Origin of the sequence: Acinetobacter sp. YH12049, assembly GCF_013419875.1 — a bacterium.
GTDB classification, from domain to species: domain Bacteria; phylum Pseudomonadota; class Gammaproteobacteria; order Pseudomonadales; family Moraxellaceae; genus Acinetobacter; species Acinetobacter amyesii.
Window position 1 is genome coordinate 23,015 of the sequence record NZ_VOZH01000018.1, and the last position, 23,147, is coordinate 46,161.

At 41.1% G+C, this 23,147-nt stretch carries 20 protein-coding genes and 1 pseudogene; 10 read left to right on the forward strand and 11 right to left on the reverse strand.

Translation table 11 applies throughout. The features are described 5' to 3' along the window. Positions 1-85: 85 nt before the first annotated feature. Entirely contained in the window at positions 86-604 is a 519-nt protein-coding gene (locus tag FTU05_RS09575) for a GNAT family N-acetyltransferase (protein ID WP_180165134.1), read from the forward strand. A 57-nt stretch (positions 605-661) separates the two neighbouring features. Here the strand turns inward: FTU05_RS09575 and arsH are convergent, their stop codons facing one another. The 6 genes and pseudogenes from arsH to FTU05_RS09605 form a co-directional block, all read right to left on the reverse strand. Next, positions 662-1,366 (reverse strand): arsenical resistance protein ArsH, encoded by a 705-nt coding sequence (gene arsH, locus FTU05_RS09580; RefSeq protein ID WP_078191860.1) that lies wholly within the window; start codon positions 1,364-1,366, stop codon positions 662-664. A gap of 1 nt (position 1,367) precedes the next feature. Next, a complete protein-coding gene (gene arsB, locus FTU05_RS09585) occupies positions 1,368-2,408 on the reverse strand; it encodes an ACR3 family arsenite efflux transporter (RefSeq protein WP_180165135.1) in 1,041 nt (346 codons plus the stop codon). Continuing rightward, positions 2,408-2,881, reverse strand: coding sequence for an arsenate reductase ArsC (locus FTU05_RS09590; protein WP_168379192.1), 474 nt, complete (start codon positions 2,879-2,881; stop codon positions 2,408-2,410). Before FTU05_RS09590 ends, arsB begins: the two co-directional genes overlap by 1 nt. Then, entirely contained in the window at positions 2,878-3,207 is a 330-nt protein-coding gene (locus FTU05_RS09595) for a metalloregulator ArsR/SmtB family transcription factor (protein ID WP_180106374.1), read from the reverse strand. Before FTU05_RS09595 ends, FTU05_RS09590 begins: the two co-directional genes overlap by 4 nt. A 113-nt stretch (positions 3,208-3,320) precedes the next feature. Beyond that, positions 3,321-5,516: pseudogene (locus tag FTU05_RS09600) on the reverse strand (TonB-dependent receptor family protein). Between the two features lie 187 nt (positions 5,517-5,703). Next, positions 5,704-6,405 carry an SIMPL domain-containing protein gene (locus FTU05_RS09605; RefSeq protein WP_180040632.1) on the reverse strand — a complete coding sequence of 234 codons (702 nt, stop codon included), beginning with the start codon at positions 6,403-6,405 and terminating at the stop codon, positions 5,704-5,706. A 483-nt stretch (positions 6,406-6,888) separates the two neighbouring features. On the opposite strand from FTU05_RS09605, the gene FTU05_RS09610 reads away from it, so the two are divergent. Both FTU05_RS09610 and FTU05_RS09615 read left to right on the forward strand, forming a co-directional pair. Next, complete coding sequence (locus FTU05_RS09610; protein WP_180040630.1) at positions 6,889-8,262, forward strand: diaminobutyrate--2-oxoglutarate transaminase; 1,374 nt, start codon at positions 6,889-6,891, stop codon at positions 8,260-8,262. Between the two features lie 3 nt (positions 8,263-8,265). Beyond that, positions 8,266-9,798, forward strand: a complete 1,533-nt coding sequence (locus tag FTU05_RS09615; RefSeq protein ID WP_180040628.1) for an aspartate aminotransferase family protein — start codon at positions 8,266-8,268, stop codon at positions 9,796-9,798. Between the two features lie 357 nt (positions 9,799-10,155). Here FTU05_RS09615 and FTU05_RS09620 read toward each other — a convergent pair whose 3' ends face one another. Further along, positions 10,156-11,208: a Rieske 2Fe-2S domain-containing protein gene (locus tag FTU05_RS09620; protein WP_180040626.1), complete on the reverse strand. Its 1,053-nt coding sequence runs from the start codon at positions 11,206-11,208 to the stop codon at positions 10,156-10,158. A gap of 407 nt (positions 11,209-11,615) precedes the next feature. Here FTU05_RS09620 and FTU05_RS09625 point away from each other — a divergent pair, with 407 nt between their 5' ends. From FTU05_RS09625 to FTU05_RS09650, 6 genes are all read left to right on the forward strand, one after another. Continuing rightward, complete coding sequence (locus FTU05_RS09625; RefSeq protein ID WP_078190190.1) at positions 11,616-12,644, forward strand: substrate-binding domain-containing protein; 1,029 nt, start codon at positions 11,616-11,618, stop codon at positions 12,642-12,644. A 99-nt stretch (positions 12,645-12,743) separates the two neighbouring features. Further along, complete coding sequence (pstC, locus tag FTU05_RS09630) at positions 12,744-14,123, forward strand: phosphate ABC transporter permease subunit PstC (RefSeq protein ID WP_168379200.1); 1,380 nt, start codon at positions 12,744-12,746, stop codon at positions 14,121-14,123. Next, on the forward strand, positions 14,120-15,511 hold the full coding sequence (gene pstA, locus FTU05_RS09635; RefSeq protein ID WP_180022796.1) for a phosphate ABC transporter permease PstA: 1,392 nt from the start codon (positions 14,120-14,122) through the stop codon (positions 15,509-15,511). Before pstC ends, pstA begins: the two co-directional genes overlap by 4 nt. 13 nt (positions 15,512-15,524) lie before the next feature. Then, positions 15,525-16,448 (forward strand): phosphate ABC transporter ATP-binding protein PstB, encoded by a 924-nt coding sequence (gene pstB, locus FTU05_RS09640; RefSeq protein WP_168379202.1) that lies wholly within the window; start codon positions 15,525-15,527, stop codon positions 16,446-16,448. Positions 16,449-16,638: 190 nt separating this feature from the next. Beyond that, positions 16,639-17,601 (forward strand): protease SohB, encoded by a 963-nt coding sequence (sohB, locus tag FTU05_RS09645; RefSeq protein ID WP_180009607.1) that lies wholly within the window; start codon positions 16,639-16,641, stop codon positions 17,599-17,601. A 105-nt stretch (positions 17,602-17,706) separates the two neighbouring features. Further along, positions 17,707-18,132: a hypothetical protein gene (locus FTU05_RS09650; protein WP_252725857.1), complete on the forward strand. Its 426-nt coding sequence runs from the start codon at positions 17,707-17,709 to the stop codon at positions 18,130-18,132. 364 nt (positions 18,133-18,496) lie between these two features. Here the strand turns inward: FTU05_RS09650 and FTU05_RS09655 are convergent, their stop codons facing one another. Continuing rightward, on the reverse strand, positions 18,497-19,162 hold the full coding sequence (locus FTU05_RS09655) for a DUF2238 domain-containing protein (protein WP_180165137.1): 666 nt from the start codon (positions 19,160-19,162) through the stop codon (positions 18,497-18,499). A gap of 212 nt (positions 19,163-19,374) precedes the next feature. Here FTU05_RS09655 and FTU05_RS09660 point away from each other — a divergent pair, with 212 nt between their 5' ends. Then, complete coding sequence (locus tag FTU05_RS09660) at positions 19,375-19,614, forward strand: hypothetical protein (RefSeq protein WP_168379205.1); 240 nt, start codon at positions 19,375-19,377, stop codon at positions 19,612-19,614. 203 nt (positions 19,615-19,817) lie between these two features. Here FTU05_RS09660 and purB read toward each other — a convergent pair whose 3' ends face one another. The 3 genes from purB to mnmA are packed head-to-tail and all read right to left on the reverse strand — an operon-like array spanning position 19,818 to position 23,143. Then, a complete protein-coding gene (gene purB / locus FTU05_RS09665; RefSeq protein WP_180165139.1) occupies positions 19,818-21,206 on the reverse strand; it encodes an adenylosuccinate lyase in 1,389 nt (462 codons plus the stop codon). Between the two features lie 56 nt (positions 21,207-21,262). Beyond that, entirely contained in the window at positions 21,263-21,994 is a 732-nt protein-coding gene (gene hflD / locus FTU05_RS09670; protein ID WP_218945479.1) for a high frequency lysogenization protein HflD, read from the reverse strand. Positions 21,995-22,006: 12 nt separating this feature from the next. Beyond that, positions 22,007-23,143, reverse strand: coding sequence for a tRNA 2-thiouridine(34) synthase MnmA (mnmA, locus tag FTU05_RS09675; RefSeq protein WP_168379207.1), 1,137 nt, complete (start codon positions 23,141-23,143; stop codon positions 22,007-22,009). Between the last annotated feature and the right edge of the window lie 4 nt (positions 23,144-23,147).

The following is a 23,147-nucleotide window of genomic DNA, read 5'->3' on the forward strand; positions in this document are numbered from 1 at the left end:
AGATCAAAATCCTGCTTCCGAGCGGGATTTTTTATGGCATGTCATTTGAATATGACGATAAAAATAGTAATAAGACGAGAAGAATATGAGCGAAATTCAATATTTAAACCTTCAAGATCTAAAAGATGAGCAGGCTCAACTATGCGAATTATTGGCACAATGTGTGCAAGATGGTGCATCACTGGGTTTTTTAGCTGAAGAATCTAAGTCGCAGTATGATGAATATTGGTCTATTGTGGCAAAGGATATTCAAAAGCATAAAACCTTTTTGTGGGTGGCGCTGCAAAGCGGTGAAGTTGTGGGCACAGTACAATTGGTTCGTGCCACCAAAGCCAATGCACTGCATCGTGCTGAGATTGAAAAACTTATGGTGCATCCAAAGGTACGTCAGCAAGGAGTAGCTTATCAACTATTAACACTTGCAGAAGATCAAGCAAAACACTTGAACTTGAAATTACTCGTACTTGATACGCGTACAGGCGATTTCGCTGAAAGGCTGTATGAAAAATTTAACTATATAAAAGCTTGGATCATTCCGCAATTTGCATTGAGCCATACGGGTACAATAGATTCAACGACATTATTTTATAAATTATTGGCTTAAGTTAAAGTTGATGAAATTTTTAGACTAAAACTCCTGCACAGATGCAGGAGTTTTTCATTAAAGGTTCTTTTGATTAACCCGTTTAGAGAGCTCTTCCGCACTTTCAACTCGTTCAGAATAGCGATCTGTGAGGTAGGCAGATTGGCCACGTGTGAGTAGGGTAAATTTATATAGTTCCTCCATTACATCGACAATGCGAGTGTAATAGGAGGAAGGTTTCATGCGGTCATTTTCATCAAATTCTAAAAATGCTTTTGCAACGGATGATTGATTTGGAATCGTGATCATCCGCATCCAACGCCCAAGGATTCGCATTTGGTTAACAGCATTGAAGGATTGCGAACCGCCACTGACTTGCATTAAAGCCAGCGTTTTACCTTGAGTAGCACGAATGGCACCAGCGGCTAAAGGAATCCAATCAATTTGTGCTTTCAATATAGAACTCATCGCGCCATGTCGTTCTGGCGAACACCATACCATGCCTTCAGACCATGCAAGCAATTCATGTAATTCCTGAACTTTGGGATGTGAGGTTTCAGCATCTTCCGGTAGTGGAAGACCTTTAGGATGAAAGATTTTGACTTCCGCACCAAAATGTTCAAGGATTCGACCCGCCTCCAATACTGTTAAACGGCTAAATGAGCGTTCACGGTTGGAGCCATATAGCAGCAGGATGCGTGGCGGATGTTCAAGTGCTTTAGCTTGAACTTGCTCAAAACGCGGTGTTTCAAGTAAATCTAGTTGAATATTGGGGAGCTTCATTTTAGTTCTCTTTATACCATTTGCGTTTTAACCATAGCGATACACTCACTAATGCAATAAGCACAGGCACTTCAACCAATGGGCCAATAATCGTGGTAAATGCAATCGGAGATGCAATGCCAAAGGTGGCGATGGCAACAGCGAGGGCAAGTTCAAAATTATTACCTGCTGCTGTAAAGGATATCGCAGTGGTTTTGGCGTAGTTATTGCCCATCCATTTGCTCATCAAAAAGCTAATGAAAAACATCACCACAAAGTAGATCGTGAGGGGAATGCCAATACGCAGTACATCCATCGGAAGGCTCACGACATCTGCACCTTTGAGGCTAAACATCACCACAATGGTAAAGAGTAATGCGATTAAACTGATGGGGCTGATTTTGGGTATAAATTGATTTTTATACCAATCCAGACCTTTTTGTTTTACCAATATGGCACGCGTCAGGAAACCGAGCAGGAAGGGAATACCTAGATACACCAATACTGCATGTGTGATGGTCCAAAAGCTGACTTGGATCACTTGTGCTTCGATACCAAAATATGGCGGTAAAAAACTCAAAAAGAACCATGCGTAGGTACTAAAAAATGCAATTTGGAAAATACTGTTAAATGCCACTAAAGCCGCAACGTATTGGTTATCCCCGCAAGCTAAATCATTCCAAACCAGAACCATTGCAATGCAACGTGCTAAACCAATCAGAATCAAACCGGTCATGTATTCAGGGTAGTGTTGTAAAAACACGATCGCCAAAATAAACATCAGGCAAGGTGCGATTAACCAATTTTGAACCAGTGATAGGTATAAGGTACGTTTATCTTTAAACACTTCAGGCAGCGCTTTGTAATCCACTTTGGCCAAAGGCGGATACATCATCAGGATTAAACCAATGGCAATCGCAATATTGACATCACCGATATTGAGTTGATTTAAAGCTCTTGAAGCACTTGGAATATAGACGCCAATCGCAATGCCTAGCCCCATTGCGATAAAAATCCATAGCGTTAGATTGCGGTCTAGAAATGACAGTTTTGCAGCAGCCATTATTGGATCTCTGAAATTTTTTGGATTTCTAGGTTGAGTTCTTCACGACTTAATTGCGTAAAATCGAGTGCAAATAAAGCATCTAAACGGCGGTTAATATGCGCCACGGTATCAAGAAATGCTGCAAGTTTTATTTCATCTACAAGCTCTAAATGGGAAGGATCTTCTAAGCCCCAGTGGGCTTTGATGGCAGAGCCTAAGTAAATTGGGCAAGCTTCTTGAGCGGCAGAACCACAGACGGTAATTACCACATCGGGTTGATATTGTTCACATGCTGCGATGGTTTTACTCGACAAACCCTCAGTCGGTAGATTGAGGTTTTGTAGGGTTTTCAAGGTAAACGGGTGGACTTGTCCTGAAGGTTTACTACCTGCGCTATAGGCATGGAAACCTTCAGGGGCACGCTGGTTAAAAAGTACTTCGGATAAAATGCTGCGGCAGCTATTGCCAGTACATAGAAATAAAAAATTCATAGCGTTTCACACAATGTTGTAGTGCCTTTCGGAGAGTTTAAATCGAGATTTTTAAATCGTTCTTGGTGACGCATGACATCAAGTATTTGTGTACACCAAGTAGGCAGTGCAGGGTGAATGGAGTAATAGACCCATTGACCTTTGCGTTGATCACTCAGCACACCTGATGACCGTAGTAGCGCTAGATGGCGCGAAATTTTGGGTTGGCTTAATTCAAGGGACTCGGTGAGTTCGCAGACGCAGAGTTCACCTTTACATGCCAACAGCATGATGATGTTCAGACGAGTCTCATCTGCAAGTAATTTGAAAAATTCAGTCTGTTCCATGTTTATCTGTATATATGGATTTGCATATATCTTTACATATGAATATATGGATGTCCATATGTGTTCTTCAATAAAGATCCCACACTTGGTGGGATTTTTATATTTAGATCAGTTTAAAAGTCGAATGAAGTTTGTAAGAAGAAAGTACGTGGCTGACCAATATATTTACCACCTGTTGCATCTGATGAACGGGTGAAATACTGTTTATCAAAGACATTCTTAATACCAGCAGCAACTCTAACCCCTTGTAGCGAACCGCCAAAGTCATAGCCTGTACGCACAGCAAAAGTTGAATAGCCTGGAATATCGCCTAGTTTACCATTTGCTGTTTCTTCAGTTTGGTAGATGTTAGAATCTTGGTTGCCTGGGGCACGTTGTTTAGATTGTGCATACATGTCGGCATTGATGGACCAAGCATCATATTTATAACCTAAGCCAAAGTTTGCGACATTTTGTGAATAGAAGGGCAAATCTTTACCTTTAAAGTTACCTGCTTCAGCAACCGCTTTGGTATAGGTGTAATTACCATAGGCTTTTAAGCCTTCGAGATTGTCAGCTAAATGTCCAAAGTCATAGCTAAAACCAGTTTCGATCCCTTTATGACTTGTAGCACCGAGGTCAGTCCAAAAGCCATTGTTTGCAGCATCGCGTTCTAAAATCAGTTCTTTGTCAAAATCTAGATAAAATGCAGTCAATTCAGCACTTAAACCATTGCCTAAATATTTGGTACCAATTTCATAGTTATTAGACTTTTCAGGATGTAAGCCATCTAAGGTGGTGACCGCTGTAGTGCCTTGTGTTGTCGCTAACTGGTTATATTACTGTGGACCAAAAGATACACCAGCATTGGCAAAGAAATTCCAATGGTCAGTTGCTTTATACAGGACAGCTAAACTTGGTAAAAATTCGTCTGATTGGATCGAAGGATGAACAGTATTTTGTAATACGCCATTTTTATAGGCACTAAAACTGTTTTGTGTATCAATCGATTCAAAACGAACGCCGGGTGTAATATTCCATTTACCCAGTTCTATACGGTTATCGATATAAGCAGCGTGTGCTTTGGTGCCACCCGCACTACGGGTACGTGCTATAAACTGACCAGGTTCTGCATCTGCTGCGTATTCAGTACGGCCTGCGAACTCGGTGCTCTCTTCGTCCATATAACGGTAACCGACAGTCACTTCATTCAGCGTACTTCCTAAGCTATAGCTACGTGAATAACGTGGCTCAATGGCAAAGACTTTATAATCACGTGGTGAGGTATCTAAGCGATGATTGCCATTGGCTAAAGTAGATTCAAGGTTGCTGGTACGGAATGAATCGATGTAATAACTTAAAAGTTCAAAGTTGTTCGTGTCATCTTTATGTGTATAACGTAGGGATACATCTGAACGACGGCCAGTGAAAAAGTCACGATAATGCGACGTTTGATATGGATTTACTTCGAATTCAGCAGCGCTTAAACCTTCAGGCATTTCACCTGTACCATCGTAATGATGGAAATTTAATGCGATTTTATCCTGATCAGTGATGTCATAAGCGGTTTTTAACATGACATCATCAATGTCATTTTTATTGTTCGCTTCACGATAACCGTTGCCTTTAGTGCCTGAATAAAGCAAGGCAAGACCTAAACCATTATCTAATGTTCCACCAACAAACAGACTAGGACCTAATTTTACCTGATCTGTACCTGTTGCATATTCAGAGTTTAATGCCACGGTACCTTTAAAGTCTTCAGGAATGCTACGTGTGGCAAAGTTGATAATACCGCCGACATTTTGTGGCCCAAAACGGACAGAACCTGCACCACGGACTACATCAACAGATTCTATATTTCCTAAAGAGACAGGCGCCATCGAAAGCTGTGGTTGGCCATACGGTGCAAATGACATTGGTATGCCATCGATCAACACAGTTGAACGTGGAGAGAGGCGAGAAGTTAATCCACGAACGCCAATATTTAATGAAACATCGCTACCGCCAGTACCATTATTTTCTTGAACCTGAACACCAGAAACTTGGCGTAACGCATTTTTTAGAGATGTTGCTGCGCTTTCGTTTAAGCGTTTACGGTCAATAATGGTCCGCGCACCGGCATGCTTTTGCACCTTTTTTTCATTGGCGTTTTCCAGCCAGTTCCCTTGAGTTTCAATGGTGATGGTCGGTAAAACATCAGCTTGCGCGGTATCTGTATTTTCAGCAGCAGAAGCCATAGTGGCAACCATGCTTATACCTACGGCAATACTTAGCGGTAATAACGGGAAGTTTTGAAGCTTTAGAGATTTTTTGCTTGAACTATACATAAAAGTGTGAGCAATGGAGAGAGAGCGCGTATCATAATCTTGAGTGCGATAAATTTAAATAAGGATGATTATCATTTGAAACTATGAATTTGATTAAGCTAATAGACTTTTTAATTTAAATAAAGAATAGATGGAATTTATAGTCAAAAAAACCGCGCTAAAGCACGGTTTCTTAAAATGAATTTAATTATTTAAACTGGATAGAGCCATTTGCACTGACCGTGATTTTAGATTCACCACCTGCCATTTCTTGTTCAGGAATAGCATCGGCACTTGCAGCTTTCATCATCGCCATACGCGGAACTGGCTGACCACCATAATTGCTGGTATTTAAATTAATATTAACCAAGTTGTAGCCTGATTTATTCCATGCCTGAGCGAGCGCTTGGGCACGTTGTTGAAAGTTTTTGGATACTTCAACCATCAGTTCATTTTCAACTTTTTTACGCTGTGCATCTGACACACTAAAGCTGATGGATTGAGTTTGGAAATTTTGTTGTAACTCGCTCACCAATTGGCTAGCAGTTTTAAAGTCAGTACTTTCTAAACGAACTTCAGCACGACCACGCCATTCTTTCAATTTACGACTGTCATTGTCATAAATCGGGTAGGTGCTTTGAGATCCCGTTTCGATTTTTACCGCAGGGTATTTACGGGCTGTGTTCACCGCTTGGGTCATTAATTGGTTGATTTGGGTAGCAAGTTCAGCCGGCTGTTTATTTGATTTTTCAATATATAAAACGGCATACATTTGGTCGTTCGACACTTGGCGAGTAGCATCCGCTTGAATGTTCACGATGTTGTAATTGAGTGGGTCAGCTGCTTGAGTTGCTGCTGCCAAACCTAAACCTGATGCTAATAAAACAGTAGATAAGATAATTTTACGCATTGTTATGACCTATTCTTCTTTCAGAATGACTAATTTAGCTTATGCTGTTATCTTAAAAGGGGATTGTGATGGATTAAAGGAAAATCTGTGGTGGGATTGTAAATCTTTCAAGAAAAATAAATGTAGTGCTTGATGAATATTTATTTAAATAATCAGTACTTAGTTGTTTAAATAATTGATGATTACAATAATCATTCATAAGTTGTAAAAAAGCATAAAATAAAAAGGTTTTCTTTGTTTTGTCACACTGTAAGATGATAATTCAGGCTATCAATCGGATTGATCTGTTTTTTCAGTGCTTGATGCTATGATTTGGTCATAAAAGTTATTTATTTTCCTGAAAAATTCTGTATCATCCGCCCTCTAGTTAGCCATTACATATAGAGCTCTTAAAACTAACTGGAACTCATAAAGCACCGAGTCAAAGGACCGCAAGTCACCCGACTTATTTCTTTTAACCCATATCAGAGATGGTAATTCGATATGAGCGTTTCTTCAGTAAATCCTGCCCCTAATTCTACTAACGAATACTATTTAACTCGCCAAAGTCAAATGGAATCGAATGTTCGTAGCTATCCACGTAAACTTCCACTTGCGATAGCAAAAGCTTTGGGCTGTTGGGTTACCGATGTTGAAGGTACAGAGTACCTTGATTGTTTAGCTGGGGCAGGTACATTGGCACTAGGCCATAATCACCCTGCGGTCATTCAAAGTATCCAAGATACACTTGCAAGTGGTCTCCCATTGCATACTTTGGATTTAACAACGCCTTTAAAAGATGCATTTACTGAAGCATTACTTGAGCAATTACCTGGTGGTAAAGAAGAGTACTGCTTACAGTTCTGTGGCCCATCTGGTGCAGATGGTACAGAAGCAGCAATTAAATTAGCAAAAACTTACACTGGTCGTAGTTCAGTAATCAGCTTCTCAGGTGGTTACCATGGTATGACACATGGTTCTTTAGCAATGACAGGTAACTTGTCTGCGAAGAATGCTGTGAATGGCTTAATGCCAGGTGTTCAATTTATGCCGTATCCGCATGAATACCGTTGCCCATTAGGCATTGGTGGTGAAGCGGGTGTAGACGCATTAACGTATTATTTCGAAAACTTCATTGAAGACGTAGAAAGTGGTGTAACTAAGCCAGCAGCTGTAATCTTGGAAGCAATCCAAGGTGAAGGCGGTGTAGTGACTGCACCTGTAAAATGGTTAAAGAAAATCCGCGAAGTGACTGAAAAGCACAACATCGTGTTGATTCTTGATGAAGTACAAGCAGGCTTTGCACGTTCAGGTAAAATGTTTGCCTTTGAACATGCAGGTATTGAGCCAGACGTCGTTGTAATGTCTAAAGCAGTAGGTGGTAGCTTACCACTTGCAGTATTAGGTATTAAACGTAAGTTTGACGCATGGCAACCAGCGGGTCATACGGGCACATTCCGTGGTAACCAACTTGCTATGGGTACTGGTCTTGCAACAATCAAAACCATCAAAGAACAAAACTTGGCTCAAAACGCGCAAGAGCGTGGCGACTTCTTACAAGCTGAAATTAAAAAATTAGCGGTAGAATTCCCATGTATCGGTAACGTACGTGGCCGTGGTTTGATGATTGGTGTTGAAATTGTTGATGAACGTCAAAAAGCAGATCACATGGGTTCTTTACCAGGTGATTCTCAATTGGCAGCAGCAATTCAAGCAGCATGTTTCAACAACAAATTGTTGTTAGAAAAAGGTGGTCGTAACGGTACTGTAATTCGTTTACTTTGCCCATTGATCATTAACCAAGCTGAATGTGAAGAAGTGATCGTTCGCTTCAAGAAAGCACTTGCTGAAGCACTAGTTGCAACTCGAGGCGCATAAGTCATGGTAGATTTTGCAGAACATCGTAAAGCGTTATTCTGCAATGATGCACAATCCATTGCTGACTATCAGTCAGCAATGGATTCAGCTGTAAAAGCTGTATCTGCATGGTTGCAAAATGACAAAATGTACACCGGCGGTAGCATTAAAGAGCTTCGTAGTGCAATTGCGTTCAACCCTTCAAAAGAAGGTATGGGCGTTCAAAAATCACTAGACCGTATGGTTGAGCTTTTCTTAAATAAAAGCTTAAAAGTACATCACCCACATTCTTTAGCGCATTTGCATTGCCCAACGATGGTAACAAGCCAAATCGCTGAAGTGTTAATTAACGCGACAAACCAATCTATGGACTCTTGGGATCAAAGCCCTGCAGGTTCATTGATGGAAGTTCAGTTAATTGACTGGCTTCGCCAAAAAGTTGGCTATGGTGCAGGTCAAGCAGGTGTATTCACCTCTGGCGGTACGCAGTCTAACCTGATGGGCGTTTTGCTTGCACGTGATGCATGTATTGCTAAAAACTGGAAAGACGAAAACGGTAACCCGTGGTCTGTTCAGCGTGATGGCGTACCTGCGGAAGCAATGCGTAACGTAAAAGTGATCTGTTCTGAAAATGCACATTTCTCTGTGCAAAAGAACATGGCCATGATGGGTATGGGTTTCCAATCTGTAGTGACTGTTCCTGTAGATGCAAATGCACGCATGGACATGGACGCGCTTGAGAAAACCATGGCGCACCTTCGCGCGACGGGCAAAATCGTAGCATGTGTAGTTGCAACTGCGGGTACAACCGATGCAGGCGCAATTGACCCATTGAAAGAAGTGCGTGCGATCACCAACAAATATGGCGCGTGGATGCATATCGACGCAGCATGGGGCGGTGCACTGATTCTTTCAAATGACTATCGTTCAATGTTAGATGGTATTGAACTGTCTGACTCGGTAACGCTTGATTTCCATAAGCATTACTTCCAAACGATTTCATGTGGCGCATTCTTGCTTAAAGATGAAGCGAACTATCGTTTCATGCATTATGAAGCTGAGTACTTAAACTCTGCTTATGATGAAGAGCATGGCGTTCCGAACTTAGTATCTAAGTCACTTCAAACAACTCGCCGTTTCGATGCGTTGAAGTTGTGGATGACAGTTGAAGCGCTAGGTGAAGAGCTTTACGGTTCGATGATCGATCACGGTGTAGGGCTTACACGTGATGTTGCAGATTATATTACTGCAACTGACGGTCTAGAAATGCTGGTTGATCCTCAATTTGCATCGGTATTGTTCCGTGTAGTGCCAGCAGGCTACCCTGTTGAATTGTTAGATACATTGAACCAAAACGTAGCAGACGAATTGTTTGCTCGTGGTGAAGCGAATATTGGTGTAACTAAAGTTGGTCAGGTTCAATCTTTGAAAATGACGACTTTAAGCCCAGTAGCGACTTTAGATAACGTGAAGAATTTACTTGCTCTTGTGCTTGCAGAAGCGGATCGTATCAAAGGCCCAATCGCTGATGGTACATATACACCTGCAATTGACTAATTGTCGTTTTGCAGTTGTAGAAGAAGGAGCTCATTTGAGCTCCTTTTTTTGTCTAAATGAAAAAACAGTTAATGATTTTACAGCCACAATTTTTCATTGAGTGATGATATTTTACTGTGTAGGCAGATTGTTACTTTGAAGGATCAAAGTAACTAAAATCCTTCTCAGGGAAAAGGTACATCCATGTGACCATTACCTTATAGTGACATCCCTGTCGCCAGTCGCGATAGTCATTGATGTTTATCATTTGATGAATGTGATACCACAATATTTATAACCAATATAAGGCTTGTAAAGGAGTTTCCCTCTCCTTGTAGGAGAGGCTTAGGGTGAGGTGAATGCAATACGATATTGATGTTATGCCGCAAATAATGGACTAAAACCTTTCTTACGCAGCAGTTTACGGTACATACTCGAACTACGGTCCGCCGGGAAATGTGCTTCGATGCTTAAATCCAAAGGCAAATATTCAGGCTTTTGCGATTCGGACACCAATCGGTCTTCCTCAAATATTTTCAGGTTAAAGTCGTAAGCATCCTCAATAGGCAAGTCTTTGTCATAGTTACGGCAAATCGGTGCAAATAGACGTGTGGAGCGGGCAGTCATAGGCGAGGCCGCGTTCATAATCACTTGCTTGCTGTCGTTTGGAAAATGAATGGTCAGCGTTGCGGTAAAAGGTAGATGAATCTCAAAATGCCGTAGCCATTGAAAGTCCTCTTGTCCACGTTGTTCTAAACCAATTGGATAGCGTCCAACACTGCTCCAGTAATCTGCATGGAATCCTGTTGCAGTTTCAATGGTTTTATAGTCAGGTACTTCTGTATTTTCAGGGTCACCAAAAGTTTCTGGATGTACCCATGCAAAATGAGCGACATCAATAAAACCTTCAAGCTGCCTGCCTGCGAAGCATTGAAAATCTACTGTTGGGCAAACCAATTTCTGAAATTCAATATTTTCCCAATTTGGCATGATAGGGATATTGGGCTCAGCCTCTTTAGGGGCAGTGAGGGAGCACCAAATTAAGCCATAACGTTCGACAGCTGCATAAGTTCGTAAATTAAAGCGAGGGGAGATCTTGTGATCGGGATGTGCGGGTATACGGTTGCAATGCCCATGTTCACCAAAGCGTAAGCCATGATAGCGGCAGACTACCCCTAGACCATCATTTTTGCCTAAACTTAGCGGTACGCCCCTATGCGGGCAGGCGTCTTTAGCGACAACCAGTTCATTTCCCATTTTATAGATAACGAGCGGCATATCTAAAAGCACAGTGCCATAAGGCTGTTCTGTAATGTCTCTCGATAAAGCAATCGGATACCAATATTCTGCAAGTAAGTGCCAGTCATGTTCTTCAAAAGTCATATGCACAGGCAAGTCTGGGTTAAATGTCGCAATGGCTTTACTTGTCATTTTAGGCTCTGTTTTTATGTAAACTTGCATATTGAGCGAACTAAAAATGTAATGAAATTTCAATTATTGGAATACAAGGAAATAAAAAATCGAACATGCAAATCTGCATCATTCAGAAAAAGAGTGGAATTTGAAAAAAGAAAATAAGACAAAATATGACACGGACATGAATTCTTACGAATATCAAAGTAGAAATAAATAAGACCAATACTTTGAAAAATTTCATTACATATTGAAAAATAGAGAATTATATTTAAATCAATGTGCAATCATCAATTATCATAAAAGCGTCATAAAGCTGTAACTTCACTGTCATATTCTAAAATCAAAATGCAGTAATCGAAATAAGTACAAAACTGAATAAAAAGTGGCGTACTCCTAAACTGCATCAAATAAGAGAGATGAGAATGCGCTTAAATCATATCGCACTTGCTATGGTACTCACTACTGGGGCAACAGTCGCTACAACTGCAAATGCAGCTCGTGACACGATCCAAATTGCTGGTTCTTCAACTGTACTGCCTTATGCAAGTATTGTTGCAGAAGAGTTTGGTAATACATTCCCACAATTTAAAGCACCTGTCGTAGGTTCAGGCGGTACTTCAGGTGGTTTGAAACAATTCTGTAATGGTGTAGGTGACAACACAATTGACGTTGCAAACGCATCTCGTAAAATTAAAGATACTGAATTGGCTGCATGTAAAAAAGCCGGCGTTAACCAAATCTTAGAAATTAAAGTTGGATATGACGGTATCGTATTTGCGTCAAATGCGAAAAAAGCGGCATTCAAACTTCGCCCACAGCACGTATTTGCTGCACTCGCTGCTGAACTACCATCAAAAGGTAAATTGGTTCCAAACCCATACACACGTTGGAATCAAATCGACCCAACATTACCAAACGAAGCAATCACTTTAGTTATTCCTGCATCAAACCACGGTACACGTGAAGTATTCCAAGAAAAAATGGTCGATGCTGGCTGTGAAACTTATGAAGCTTTCGCAAAATTAGATAAAGATGCTCAGAAAAAAGCATGTTCAACTTTCCGTAAAGACGGTCGTGTGATTGAAATCGCGGGCGATTATACAGAAACATTGGCACGCTTAAAAACTTCACCTAACGCGGTCGGTGTATTCGGTCTAGGTTTCTATGACCAAAACCGTGACAAGCTACGTGTAGCAACAGTCAATAACGTTGCGCCATCTGAGAAGACAATTTTAAATGGTTCATACCCAGTATCTCGTCCATTGTTCTTCTACGTAAAAGGCGAGCACTTAAAATCAATTAAAGGCTTAAAAGAGTTCACAGAATTCTTCCTTAGCAAAAAAGTATCAGGTAAAGGTTCTAAGCTAGAAAAAGCAGGCTTAATTTCAATGTCTGATAAAGAACGCGCTGCAGTTCTTGCAAACTTTAAAGCGGGTAAAGCAGTTAAATAATTGGATTGAAACAGCCAATGGCAGGATTGACCTGCCATTGGCTTTTTGCAAAGAAACAGTTTTTTCAAGAAGGGCTTTTGAAAAAACAGTGGAGATTACATGAATCTGCTACTTATTGGTGTGTTGCTCGCAATTATTGCAATCGCTTATCAAGTTGGACTGACCAAAAGTCGCAAACTTGCAGGTAAAGGCAATAACTCAGCAATGTTGCATTCACGACCGGGCTACTATGGTGTTTTGGTCGCTTTATGGTGTGGGATTCCCGCTTTTTTAATCTTGATTGTTTGGAACTTGGTTGAACCGAGTATTTTTCAACATGTTATTTTAAATAATGTCCCTGAAAATATTCGTTTAAGTTTAGATCCTGCAAGCACGAGCGTAATGGTTGACCGCGTTCAAGCGATTGCTTCTGGTTTTGGGGTGAGTGATACGCCAGCTGCATATGAACTTGCAGCAGCAGAACAATTAAAGAAAATTGAAAACATTGGCTCATATGCAAAATTGGCCATTGTGATTTGTGCGGCATTGATTGGTTTAGTCATGGCTAAACGCCGCATCGCAGAAAAATATCGTGCACGTAACCAAGTCGAAAAAGTCATTAATATCGCATTGGCACTGTGTTCGGGTGTCGCAATCCTGACAACAGTTGGCATTGTGATGTCGATGTTCAGTGAAGCCATGCGTTTCTTTAGTTTTGTCAGTCCACTAGATTTCTTCTTAGGCACTGAATGGAACCCCGGTTTTAGTACATCAGGGAATGCCGAAGGTAGTTATGGTTTGCTGCCACTCCTTTGGGGCACACTCATGGTCAGTGGTATTGCGCTATTGGTTGCTGTTCCAGTTGGTCTGATGATTGCGATTTACTTGGCTGAATATGCCAAGCCAAGTTTCCGTGCTTGGGCAAAACCGGCCATTGAAGTTCTCGCAGGTATTCCAACGATTGTTTACGGTGTATTTGCCTTAATGATTATTGGACCTTTTGCAAAACAGCTCGGCGCATATATCGGACTCGATATTAATGCAACCAGTGCTTTAACAGCAGGCTTTGTGATGGGGATTATGATTATCCCATTCGTTTCATCATTATCTGACGACATCATTACCCAAGTCCCTCGCGCGCTTCGTGACGGTTCACTCGGTTTGGGTGCGACAAAATCAGAAACCATTCGCCAAGTAGTGATTCCAGCTGCATTGCCGGGCATTATCGGTGCATTCTTATTGGCAGCATCTCGTGCGATTGGTGAAACCATGATTGTGGTGCTTGCAGCAGGGAACAGTCCTTTACTGCATATCAACCCACTCGAAGCGGTGTCTACCGTCACCATTACCATCGTAAACCAATTAACAGGTGATACAGACTTTGCGAGTCCTCAAGCATTGGTCGCTTTTGCACTCGGTTTAACACTGTTTGTGATTACTTTAGGTCTGAATATTGTTGCACTGTACATTGTGCGTAAATACCGTGAGCAATACGAATGAGTACTACGAATACATCAAATATGGATCAAACTTTTGATCCGCTCGCAGCCGCAGAGCTTCGTGAAAAACGTAAGAAAATCATTGAAAACTCATTGGCGAAAAGACACCGTAAAGAAAATACCTTCCGTGTCTTGGGTTTTAGTGCAGTAGTGACTGGCTTATTGTTCGTCGTGCTATTGTTTGGCAGTATTTTAGCCAAAGGCTTACCAGCATTCTGGCAAAGCTCGATGACGGTGCCTGTGTTTTTTGATCCAAGTATCGTCAATGTAGGAGCGAAACCGGTTCAAAAAGAAGGTGAATCTCCTGCACAGTTCCAAGAGCGTTTTATTGCTTGGCAAACTGAAATGGGCATGGTGGATTGGGATGCGCTGATTGTGAATGGGATCATTGCAAAAGATCCAGCGATTGCCTCTCAACGTGATGATCTCAACAGTTTATATACCAGTTCAGAAGCATATCGCTTACGTGACATGGTTATGGCAGATCCATCATTGATTGGCCAAAAGCAAGATTTGAAAATCCTTGCAGATGCCAATGTCGATGTCTGGTTAGCGGGTAATATTGACCGCAGCTTGCCTGATGAACAGCAACAATTGAGCCCAGAAGTACGCCAACTCGCAGATAAACTCAAGGCTGACGGTGTTATCACCAACTCATTTAATACTGAAATATTTAAAAATCCAGACTCTCGTAGCTCACCTGCAACTTCAGGTTTAGCAGGGGCGTTTATGGGTTCACTCTTCATGATGCTGATCGTGATCATTATTTCGATTCCAATCGGTGTAGCATCCGCAATTTACTTAGAAGAATTTGCACCTAAAAACTGGATTACGGATGTTGTCGAAGTCAACATTAACAACCTAGCAGCGGTTCCTTCGATTGTCTTTGGTTTACTTGGTGCTGCGATCTTTATTGGTTGGATGCACATGCCGCTTTCGGCACCTGTGGTTGGTGGTTTGGTCTTAAGTTTGATGACACTACCAACGGTCATTATTACCACACGTGCATCACTAAAAGCTGTCCCGCCATCGATTCGTCAAGCCGCTTTAGGTTTGGGTGCATCACGTTTACAAACTGTATTTCACCATGTCTTGCCACTGGCATTACCGGGTATTTTAACCGGTGCCATTATTGGTGTTGCACAAGCCCTAGGTGAAACTGCTCCATTATTATTGATTGGTATGAGTGCCTTTGTGGCAAGTGTACCAGCCACTCCTTTAGATCAATCCACTGCATTACCTGTACAAATTTTCCTTTGGCAAGGTAACGAACTACGTAACTTCTTTGAAGGGCGTACCGCAGCAGCAATCATTGTACTTCTTGCTCTCATGATCGGCTTAAACAGTTTAGCGATCTGGTTACGTAAGAAATTTGAAGTACGCTGGTAATTGAGGGCATTATATGAATAGCGTCGTTACAACTGAAAAGAATTCCTTAGATCAGGATAAGTCCGTGAATCCAGAACAAACACAATTTACCTCTGCACAGGGCAGTCAAAAGCAAACCAATACTGCGTTTGTGTCACAATTCGATACGCAATCTAGCGCGAAAAAAGATGCGAAATCGACCAATGTGAAAATCAGTACCAATGATGTGCATGTGTACTATGGTGAATCTGAAGCGATCAAAGGCATTGATCTGAACATTTATGAAAATGAAGTGATTGCCTTTATTGGACCGTCTGGTTGTGGTAAGTCAACTTTCCTACGTACGCTCAACCGTATGAATGACACGATTGATTCTTGTCGTGTGACAGGGCAAGTGCTCATGGATAATCAAGATATCTATGATCCAAATCTCGATGTGGTGTTACTTCGTGCCCAAGTGGGTATGGTTTTCCAAAAGCCAAATCCATTCCCTAAGTCAATTTTTGACAATGTGGCTTATGGTCCTAAACTGCATGGATTGGCGCGTGACAAATACGACATGGAAGAAATTGTTGAAAATAGTCTGCGTAAAGCAGGGCTTTGGGATGAAGTGAAAGATCGTTTGAACCAACCGGGTACGGGGCTTTCAGGTGGTCAGCAGCAACGTCTTTGTATTGCGCGAACCATTGCAGTTAGTCCTGAAGTGATTTTGATGGATGAACCTTGTTCAGCACTCGATCCGATTGCAACAGCAAAAGTAGAAGAACTCATCACTGAACTTTCAGCGCAATATACCATTGCGATTGTGACACACTCGATGCAACAAGCAGCGCGTGTTTCTGACCGTACCGCATATTTCCATTTGGGTGATTTAATTGAAGTGAATTCCACTGAAAAAGTCTTTACCCAACCGGATCATCAGCTTACAGAAGCCTATATTACCGGTCGTTTTGGTTAATCTGGTCTGTTTAAAAATAGAGCCGAAAGGCTCTTTTTTTATGAAGTCAATAATTAGGTCAAAAAGTCTTGATAAAAATAAAATGCTCAATTTGGCTCAATGAGAATTATTTTCAAAAAATAGATTGAATTTTTGTGATGCAACCCACATGTTATACAACATAAATATGAATTAAATGAGTTTCAATTTTATGCTATTTCATAATCCTAAGTTGCCTGCGGAAATTCGTGTAAGTCACTTAAATGCACGTATTAATGAACAACGAAAAAAAATTGCGCAAACGACTGCATCTAAACTTGAGCTGCTGCAACTAAGCCAACAATTATCAAAAGAAGCGCGCGCACGTAAAAAGAATAACCAAAAAATTTATGTAATCGATTTTAATGGTGATACTGCTGCATCTGCGGTGACAAGTCTACGTGAAGAAATTACCCTGATCTTAGCGACAGCAAAAGCAGGACGTGACCGCGTGGTTTTACGTTTAGAAAGTCCAGGCGGGATGGTGCATGGCTATGGTCTGGCCGCTGCACAATTGGTACGTTTACGTGATGCTGGATTTAACTTAACCATTTGCGTGGATAAAGTTGCTGCAAGTGGTGGCTATATGATGGCCTGCATTGCAAATGAAATAGTTTCAGCACCATTTGCCGTGGTGGGATCGATTGGCGTGGTTGCACAAGTGCCAAACTTTAACCGTTTATTGAAAGAAAAACATATCGATTTTGAACTGTATACCGCGGGTCAGTTCAAACGTACCGTAACTATGTTTGGTGAAAATACTGCTGAAGGTAAAGCCAAATTTGAAGAAGAGTTACAGCAAACCCATAACTTGTTTAAACACTTTGTTGAAAAATACCGTCCTCAGCTCAATGTCGATAAAGTTGCCACAGGTGAGCATTGGTATGGTCAAGATGCAATGGATCTCAATTTGGTCGATAAACTCCAAACGTCAGATGAATATCTATTAAGTCTTATGCCACAACATGATGTATATATGATTGAAACCCGCAAAAAACCAACACTGGGTGAGAAGTTAGGCTTACAAGCAGCACAAATTGCGGATTCATTGGTTCCTGCTGTCATGTCAAAAGTGATGGAATCATTGAGCAAAGCTAATGCAAATATCGTTCAATTAAAAGATCTAAAATTTTAAAATCTTTATGCTTATAAAGTATTTAAAGCTCACTTCGGTGAGCTTTTTTTATGCTAAACGATGCTGTTGTGATAGATTGCGTTGCGTACATAGATATTGATGATAATGATGTCTAATTTTCTGTTTATTTTAGGTGGTGTCATTTGCCTAATGGTTTGGCCTTGGCTATATTTGCTGCATTTTCAAAGTGTGAAAAAATCTGTGCTGAAACAGTATGCTGCGCTGTTTGGCCCAGCAGCAACACTGTTGGCAGGCTATATTTATTGTTCATCACTACAGGTAGATGTTCGCTCTGAAGCCTGCGGCACTGTTGTGGCCTATCAGAGTTATATGAGTAGCGGAAATATAAATAAAAGACAGCCTTTTGAGCGGGTTGAAATTTTAGTGAATCATACAAAATATACACGGCATTTTCGTATAGATGATGATCTACAAAAAATGCCAGCGGGAGCAAAAGCGTGCTTTCAGTATTATGACCGAAAATTGAATCCGCAAATGTCAGATTCAATCTTAATTCAATGGACTGCTTAAATATTTAACTGATGTTACGCAGTAACACCAGAAGTGCAATTTGATTCAAATAAAACAACGATACGCGGTAACGTCATCCGCAAGTGTTTGAGACAGGGCTGCTTCTAATCAAAAATGTTTTTGCGATACTTTGAATACGTAGACGCGAGCGAACGAGTTTTGCGGTGAGGAGCATTGCTTCGCAAGATGGTTTCCTTGCGAAGCTTCGCTTCTCATTTTGCCGAATGAGAAACATCGTTTCGTAAAAGTACCTCCAGCCGAAGGCTAATCCCGTTATTCAATTCCTAGATGTAAGACTCCGTCGAATAGACTTAAAAATCATTTTTAAAATGAGAAATTACTTCTAGGTGCGTAACATCAGTATTTAAGATAAAAAATATTCAGGCTTTTGTTTAGCGTTATTCAACAAATTTGATGTCATTAAACAAATACCACCAGTGATCATCGCACCAAGTGTTGCGAGCAGCATATCTTTATGCGCATCCCAAATATCACCTTGTTGCCCATTATAATTTTCAGCTTCTTCTGGTGATAAGCCAATGGCAATCAGCCATTCGATCCATTCATAAAATAAACTGGTCGCCATGACGAATTGTATAACCAATAAAAAGAGTGTTCCGGCTTTTAATGGCGGTAGCCAGATTTGAAATATGCGATAAAAGAACGGATAGAGCAGCAATCCATAGGCAAGATGTACAAGCCGATCATACATATTCCGAGACCATCCCATGCTTTGGTTAAGGTTGAAACCGAAGAGAGCTTGTGTCCATTCAGAATAAGGTACATAAGAATATAAATAATGGGCACCGATAACATGAATCAATAAAAAGCCAAGATACAGGCAAACAGTTGTGAAACTTAGCCCTATTTTATAGAGGAAAATGAGCAGCACAATCAGCATAAACGCAGTGCCGATTTGATGGAGGATATATGCTTCCATTTCTAAAGGTTGGATACTGGCGATCACAATGGCAAGAGTTAATAACGCAAAAGCTAAGATGTGCTTAAGTTTTAATTTGAAATCAATCATGAAAAGGCAAAGCTCAAAATTTTTATCGGTGTGCAGTGGTTATAATTCGCGGCAAGTATAGCCATAATGTGATGAAAGGTGTTAGTTCGAGGGCGCTAGAATTTGTGCATTAATTTTTCAAATGTCATCAGCTAGCTACTAGGGATAAGTATTTTCAAAAAGATTGTATTAAACTCAGATGAATATCGAAGTTTATGTATTTGGAAGTAACTATGGCCGTTGTTGAGGCATTTATTGCGACTCAAAATTGTTATTTTAACTATGAGTTTGAAGAACTTTATTTAACAGATGATTTTCCAGAAGAGCTCTCTGTGTCTTTGCGTGGCATGATGTTTCGCCATGAAATTCAGTATCCCGATGCCACATATTATGTTTATTACTCAGATGTTTTAACAGGCTGTGAATTACAGCGAATGAAAGATGATTGGGCGAAATATTGCCCTGCAGAATAAAATTGCGTCTAAATTTTCTATCTCCTTATAGGAGATGAGAATCCTCAGAATATATTCTGAGTTCGCAAGGGAGAGTTGGATAGTCTCATCTCCTTGCGGAGCATGTTTCGCATCCCAAAGGGTGAAGGAGTATATAGGTAGAAATAAAAAACGAGGCATGAAGCCTCGTTTTTTTTGATCTATTTAAAATTAGATTTTAGAAATCAGATCTTAGCAATTAAATCAGCAACTTGTTTTGCTTGAGTTGATGCATTACCTGTATAAGTTGCAGGTGTCATTTCTGCAAGACGCGCACGGTCAGCAGCAGGAACAGCTTCAAGCTCATTACCATTTACGAAATCAACCATCATCTCGCGAGTCATTGCTTGACCACGAGTAAGGGCTTTAAGTTTTTCGTAAGGTTTTTCAACTGCATAACGACGCATAACAGTTTGAATCGGTTCTGCAAGTACTTCTTGCGCATGGTCAAGGTCTTCAAGAATACGTTGAGCATTCAATTCAAGTTTACCAATACCTTTAGAGCAAGCTTCAAAAGCGATCAAGCTTTGTGCAAAACCAACGCCCATGTTACGAAGAACAGTAGAGTCAGTTAAGTCACGCTGCCAACGAGATACAGGAAGTTTTTCACCAAGGTGAGCCAATACCGCATTCGCAATACCCAAGTTACCTTCAGAGTTTTCGAAGTCAATTGGGTTTACTTTATGCGGCATCGTTGAAGAACCAACTTCGCCTTCTTTCAAACGTTGTTTGAAGAAACCAAGTGAGATGTAGCCCCAAACGTCACGGTTAAAGTCGATCAAAATGGTGTTGAAACGACGTAGCGCATCAAAAAGTTCCGCCATGTAGTCATGCGGTTCAATCTGAGTGGTGTACGGGTTAAATTCTAAGCCTAAAGATTCAACAAATGCTTGTGAATGAGCAGGCCAGTTAATTTCAGGGTAAGCAGAGTAGTGCGCGTTGTAGTTACCTACAGCACCATTGATTTTACCAAGTAATTCAACTTGTTTGAATTGTTTGATTTGACGTGCAAGGCGGTAAGCCACGTTCGCCATTTCTTTACCCAAAGTTGTTGGGCTTGCAGTTTGACCGTGTGTACGAGACAACATTGGTTGTTCAGCGTGTTGTTCAGCCAAAGCAACGATTGAATCGATGATTTGCTGCATTGCTGCAACTAAAACTTCACGGCCATTTTTAAGCATTAAAGCGTGAGACAAGTTGTTGATGTCTTCTGATGTACATGCAAAGTGAATGAATTCACCCGCATTTTTAAGCTCATCAATATGTGCAATTTGTTCTTTCAGGAAATACTCAACCGCTTTAACGTCATGGTTTGTCGTACGTTCAATTTCTTTAATGCGGTTTGCATTTTCTTCAGAGAAATTTGCAACGATTGCGTCAAGTGCAGCATTCGTTTCAGCACTGAATGCTGGAACTTCTGTGATTTCTGGACGGTTTGCAAGCGCTTGTAACCAACGCACTTCAACAGTCACACGAGCATGGATTAAACCAAACTCAGAGAGGAAAGGACGTAGAGCATCACATTTGCTTGCGTAACGTCCATCTAATGGAGAAAGTGCGGTTAAAGCGTTCATAGCGATTCCTTAAATTTTGGAATTAAACGTAAAACAAAAAGCCCGTACTGCATCAGTTAAACCACCTGATACTGTAAACGGGCAAGATCTTGAATATCTTGTAGTAGCTTGCGCTTACTGAAAATCATACCCCATGAGCTACCACCGAGCTGACGCCATAAATGTGCCATTTGTAAGCCAGTAAATAAGGTGGCGCGAATGCGATTGGTATGAGAGGTATCTTTAAATGCTTCGGCATTGCCACGAACCATAATACGTGGATTAATTTGGCCAGCAGTTTCAATATAGGTTTGCGCTAAATTGGCAATGATACTTGGATGTAAATAATTATTATCGAAAAAGGAAAGCTGTCTCAGAATTTTTTGTTGGGATTGTTCAATGGTTTCGACAAATTTAGGATTGCTATAGACTTTCTTTTCTAACTGCAATAATGCCATCGCATACGTCATGGGTAGCTTGGTATTGGCAAGTTTAGGCAGTCTAGATTTGGGAGAAGTATTGAAGGGTTGAGTAATGCTACTTTCTAAGGTTTTTAATCCCAGCGAAATATCCGCCAAGCCACTAAAAAAATCAAGCGTCTGACTAGACTGATTCGACTTAGGACGGATATTTAAACTGGCTTTAATGAGATGTTCAAAATAAAAGTTACCGCTTTCCCCGATACTCTGTTGCCCAGTCAATGCAGTCATGTGGGTCAGCTGTGTCGCTTGAAAAACAGCAGCTAACGCCAATGCACGATTTTGGCGAGTATTCAGAGTCTGAGGCTGTTGAAACGGTAACTCTGTCATCCGAAACAATCCTTATTCAATAAAATCCGGTTTAGGCGCATTGGTATGATGAATCACACCACCCCCTAAACAAACTTCACCGGTGTAGAACACCACACTTTGACCCGGTGTAACAGCACGTTGTGGCTCATCGAATTCGACACGCACACCATTTGGCGCTGTAGGGTCTTTAAATATTGTACAGTCTTGGTCAGGCTGACGATAACGAGTTTTCGCTGTGCAGCGGAAGCCTGATTCAGGAATCTCTTGTTCACCAGCCACCCAATCAATCGCTTCAGACCATAAAATGGTGCTTTGCATGAGTGGATGTTCATGACCTTGACCAACGACTAGGCGATTACCTTCGATATCTTTATGCAGTACAAACCAAGCGCCTTCTTCAGCACCTTTTAGACCACCAAGACCGATGCCACCACGTTGGCCGAGCGTATAGTACATTAAGCCGTGATGTTCACCAACCTCTTTACCCGTGTCTAGGACGATTTTTCCGGGTTGAGCAGGTAAATATTGCTTTAAGAAGTCATTAAATCGACGTTCGCCAATAAAGCAAATTCCTGTTGAATCTTTTTTCTTCGCGGTGATTAGACCTAATTCTTCAGCGATTTTACGCACTTGTGGTTTTTCAATTTCACCCACAGGGAACAAAGTTTTGTTAATTTCACGACCATGCACTGCATGTAGGAAATAGGTTTGGTCTTTGTTGTTGTCTAGACCACGCAGTAGAGGGGCATACTCTTCACCACGTGAATTTTTTAGCGTTTCACCACGGCGGCAATAGTGGCCTGTCGCAATAAAGTCAGCACCTAAGTTCACAGCATGGTCGAGAAATGCACGGAATTTAATTTCTTTATTGCAGAGAATATCTGGGTTTGGTGTACGACCTGCGGCATATTCTTCTAAGAAATGCTCAAAGACACGGTCCCAATATTCCATCGCAAAATTTGCGGTATGAAGTTTGATACCAATTTTGTCACAAACGGCTTGAGCATCGGCAAGATCTTCCATTGCCGTACAGTATTCCGTGCCGTCATCTTCTTCCCAGTTTTTCATGAAAAGACCTTCAACTTGATAACCTTGTTGAAGTAAAAGTGCTGCAGATACAGAAGAATCTACACCACCAGACATACCGACGATGACACGTTGTTGCATAGGA

What these genes read in the sequence shown, in the direction of transcription:
- FTU05_RS09575 (WP_180165134.1), top strand. Translation starts at nt 86, where the DNA reads ATGAGCGAAATTCAATATTTAAACCTTCAAGATCTAAAAGATGAGCAG.
- arsH (WP_078191860.1), bottom strand. Translation starts at nt 1,366, where the DNA reads ATGAAGCTCCCCAATATTCAACTAGATTTACTTGAAACACCGCGTTTT.
- arsB (WP_180165135.1), bottom strand. Translation starts at nt 2,408, where the DNA reads ATGGCTGCTGCAAAACTGTCATTTCTAGACCGCAATCTAACGCTATGG.
- FTU05_RS09590 (WP_168379192.1), bottom strand. Translation starts at nt 2,881, where the DNA reads ATGAATTTTTTATTTCTATGTACTGGCAATAGCTGCCGCAGCATTTTA.
- FTU05_RS09595 (WP_180106374.1), bottom strand. Translation starts at nt 3,207, where the DNA reads ATGGAACAGACTGAATTTTTCAAATTACTTGCAGATGAGACTCGTCTG.
- FTU05_RS09605 (WP_180040632.1), bottom strand. Translation starts at nt 6,405, where the DNA reads ATGCGTAAAATTATCTTATCTACTGTTTTATTAGCATCAGGTTTAGGT.
- FTU05_RS09610 (WP_180040630.1), top strand. Translation starts at nt 6,889, where the DNA reads ATGAGCGTTTCTTCAGTAAATCCTGCCCCTAATTCTACTAACGAATAC.
- FTU05_RS09615 (WP_180040628.1), top strand. Translation starts at nt 8,266, where the DNA reads ATGGTAGATTTTGCAGAACATCGTAAAGCGTTATTCTGCAATGATGCA.
- FTU05_RS09620 (WP_180040626.1), bottom strand. Translation starts at nt 11,208, where the DNA reads ATGACAAGTAAAGCCATTGCGACATTTAACCCAGACTTGCCTGTGCAT.
- FTU05_RS09625 (WP_078190190.1), top strand. Translation starts at nt 11,616, where the DNA reads ATGCGCTTAAATCATATCGCACTTGCTATGGTACTCACTACTGGGGCA.
- pstC (WP_168379200.1), top strand. Translation starts at nt 12,744, where the DNA reads ATGAATCTGCTACTTATTGGTGTGTTGCTCGCAATTATTGCAATCGCT.
- pstA (WP_180022796.1), top strand. Translation starts at nt 14,120, where the DNA reads ATGAGTACTACGAATACATCAAATATGGATCAAACTTTTGATCCGCTC.
- pstB (WP_168379202.1), top strand. Translation starts at nt 15,525, where the DNA reads ATGAATAGCGTCGTTACAACTGAAAAGAATTCCTTAGATCAGGATAAG.
- sohB (WP_180009607.1), top strand. Translation starts at nt 16,639, where the DNA reads ATGCTATTTCATAATCCTAAGTTGCCTGCGGAAATTCGTGTAAGTCAC.
- FTU05_RS09650 (WP_252725857.1), top strand. Translation starts at nt 17,707, where the DNA reads ATGATGTCTAATTTTCTGTTTATTTTAGGTGGTGTCATTTGCCTAATG.
- FTU05_RS09655 (WP_180165137.1), bottom strand. Translation starts at nt 19,162, where the DNA reads ATGATTGATTTCAAATTAAAACTTAAGCACATCTTAGCTTTTGCGTTA.
- FTU05_RS09660 (WP_168379205.1), top strand. Translation starts at nt 19,375, where the DNA reads ATGGCCGTTGTTGAGGCATTTATTGCGACTCAAAATTGTTATTTTAAC.
- purB (WP_180165139.1), bottom strand. Translation starts at nt 21,206, where the DNA reads ATGAACGCTTTAACCGCACTTTCTCCATTAGATGGACGTTACGCAAGC.
- hflD (WP_218945479.1), bottom strand. Translation starts at nt 21,994, where the DNA reads ATGACAGAGTTACCGTTTCAACAGCCTCAGACTCTGAATACTCGCCAA.
- mnmA (WP_168379207.1), bottom strand. Translation starts at nt 23,143, where the DNA reads ATGCAACAACGTGTCATCGTCGGTATGTCTGGTGGTGTAGATTCTTCT.